At 36.3% G+C, this 2,558-nt stretch carries 4 protein-coding genes; 2 read left to right on the forward strand and 2 right to left on the reverse strand.

Translation table 11 applies throughout. The annotated features are described in order from the left end of the window. Nucleotides 1–51: 51 nt before the first annotated feature. Both JCM11969_RS20795 and JCM11969_RS20800 read right to left on the reverse strand, forming a co-directional pair. The gene (locus JCM11969_RS20795) at nucleotides 52–483 is read right to left on the reverse strand and encodes a DNA cytosine methyltransferase (protein ID WP_263850087.1); all 432 of its coding nucleotides are present in this window, start codon (nucleotides 481–483) and stop codon (nucleotides 52–54) included. Continuing rightward, nucleotides 468–1,358, reverse strand: coding sequence for a DNA cytosine methyltransferase (locus JCM11969_RS20800; RefSeq protein WP_263850088.1), 891 nt, complete (start codon nucleotides 1,356–1,358; stop codon nucleotides 468–470). The genes JCM11969_RS20795 and JCM11969_RS20800 overlap by 16 nt, the downstream gene beginning before the upstream one ends. Before the next feature lie 83 nt (nucleotides 1,359–1,441). Here JCM11969_RS20800 and JCM11969_RS16360 point away from each other — a divergent pair, with 83 nt between their 5' ends. Beyond that, entirely contained in the window at nucleotides 1,442–2,164 is a 723-nt protein-coding gene (locus JCM11969_RS16360) for a PmeII family type II restriction endonuclease (RefSeq protein WP_054712956.1), read from the forward strand. 127 nt (nucleotides 2,165–2,291) lie between these two features. Then, the coding region (locus tag JCM11969_RS17405; protein ID WP_156319420.1) for a helix-turn-helix domain-containing protein at nucleotides 2,292–2,558 on the forward strand (267 nt) is incomplete at its 3' end.

The following is a 2,558-nucleotide window of genomic DNA, read 5'->3' on the forward strand; positions in this document are numbered from 1 at the left end:
AAACACTCTAAAGTTACTGTCAATACAACAAAAGAACAAAATTAGATAACATCAATTTACTTGATTAAGTGAATTGATAATGGAAAGAGCAATATCTTTCCCAAAATTAACAGCTACTGCATTTCCAATTTGCGAGTAAATTGACCCAATTCCCCCAGAAAAATGCCAACTATCGGGAAAGCTTTGAATACGAGCATATTCTCGAGTTGTGAATGGTCTGGTTTCTACTGGATGACATCTTTCAGTTTGTTTTTGGCTCGGAGAAGTAGTGAGTGTCAATGATGGCTCTTCCCAGCTCAATCTACGTGCCATGCCTGTACGACCTCCGCCAGAATAATAACTTTTTCCCATATATTCCCTTGCTACATTCTCCGGCAAGTCTCTCCAGTATCCTCCAGCAGGCACTTGAGCTAAAACTTTTTTCTTAGCATCTGAGTATCTTTGTCCAGGTGAATTAGGTACATTTTTTAAGACATCACGCAAAACAGGTTTATAATTATGTTTTTTAGGAAATTGATAAGTGATATTAAGTCATTTCTAATGCCAATTAAAATCATACGTTCACGTTTTTCAGCAACACCAAAATCCCATGCGTTTAATACTTTGTAAATAGTCTTATAGCCCATATTCTCGAAAACTTTAATCATAGTTTTTAAAGTACGTCCATGATCATGCGTTGTAAGCCCCTTAACATTTTCAACCAAAAACATCTTGGGCTTAACTTGCTCTAAGATTTTAGCATAATGATAAAACAGAGTTCCTCTTGTGTCGTCTAAGCCCATTTTTTTCCCTGCATAAGAAAAAGATTGGCATGGATAGCCACCACTTAATAAATCAATTTCGCAACTCTTGGGTATATATTTATAAATGCCTGCAGGATCAGCCGTAATCTTGGTAATATCTTCATTGATAACATTCCACTTAGGACGGTTTAGCTTTAATGTATCTGCAGCGTGCTTGTCAATTTCCACCAGACCGACATCATTAAAACCTGCCTGTTCTAGTGCAAGGGCTAGCCCACCAGCACCAGCAAATAATTCCAAAGCATTGAACTTCCTTTTTGCAATTACGTTTGACACGTCAATCGGAACCTCTGGGAACATTTCATTTCTTATATCTTTTTTGGGGGATAATATCGATAATTGCTCGTTTACTGGTACAATAGACTTAAGTACATCATACCCTAATACGTCAGCAAGGTTAGAGACGTTACTTTTAATCGGAGAAAACGAGCTGGATAGCATGACCGACAATTGATTTTTGGTTATACCCATTGATTGAGCCAACTCTTTTTGTGTTTTTATTCCCTTTTTTTTCATTAGGGTGTGAATTTCTTTCTTATCTAAGATCGTCTTCATAGCCGTACCCCCATATAATGTTATGAATATATATTAACTTTAATAAGGGTAGTTGTCAACGTTTTTTTAAGGAGATTTATAATATGTCTAATATAACTGAACAAGAAGTTCTTGATAATGCTTACGATTTCTTTTTTAATTTGTTTTCTAAAATAGCCCAAAAATATTCTTGCAAAAAATATAAATCATTTAAGGTTAATCCTTTTACAATTCAAGCAACGGCTAACGCATTTGGATCACCAATTACAGCCAACTCTTTAGCCAGGGCTGTTGTATATCCTTTTGCATTGGGAACTTCAATAGCAACAAGTTTTGGAACTAACTTTCAAGCCTTTATGGTTTCAACAACTGGCGGAGTAGCCACGGCATCTGTGGTAAATGGAATGGATATTGAATATGATGATGCGCTTGATGATAGGCATAAGTATTGTCAAATCAAGGCTGGTCCAACCACTATCAACAAAGATGACATTAAAACAATTGAAGATCATTTCAGAGGTTTAACAAACTTAGCAAGAACCAACCATTTACCCTTAGATGCTTCCGATAAAGTAGTTGGCGTTCTATATGGTACACATGATGACTTAAGTACAATGTATAGAACTATCGAGAATGATGGAATTAATGTTTTTGCCGGTGAGGAATTCTTTTATCATGTAACAGGTATTCGCGGCTTGTATAAAGGTCTTATCGAAAGTGCACAACGTGCTGCTGAAAATTCCAAAATGCAAGAAAGTATTGAAACACTGATAGCAGAAGTAGAAAGTGGAATAAATAACAATAAGGATTTTTACAGCTTGAAGTAGCGCTCAAATTGGTATTTATTAATCATTTGGGTAGATTGTAAAATTAATCCGACGCTGTTCGGACAAAAAAGATCAGCTTCCCTTAAAATGGTGTTTACCACAAACACATCTTTTAGGAGCTGATCTTTTGTCTAGTATAACCTATTCTGAACGAATTAAAATCGAAACCTTTTGTGAACTAGGCCTGTCCAATATCCAAATGAGCGATCGCCTAAAACGATCACCTGCCACAATTTCTTATGAATTAGCTCGATGTGAACCTTACCAGGCCGAAGTGGCCCAAACAGATGCCGAATACAAGCGGTCACGATGTGACCGAAAGACTAAATTGAATGACAAATTAAGGCAAATAATTTTAAACCATTTACGGCTAAGTTGGTCACCAGAAATGATA

The organism is Secundilactobacillus paracollinoides DSM 15502 = JCM 11969 (genome assembly GCF_001311135.1).
Lineage (GTDB): Bacteria > Bacillota > Bacilli > Lactobacillales > Lactobacillaceae > Secundilactobacillus > Secundilactobacillus paracollinoides.

Coding starts and splice junctions, on each gene's coding strand:
- JCM11969_RS20800 (WP_263850088.1), bottom strand. CDS start 1,358: ATGAAGACGATCTTAGATAAGAAAGAAATTCACACCCTAATGAAAAAA.
- JCM11969_RS16360 (WP_054712956.1), top strand. CDS start 1,442: ATGTCTAATATAACTGAACAAGAAGTTCTTGATAATGCTTACGATTTC.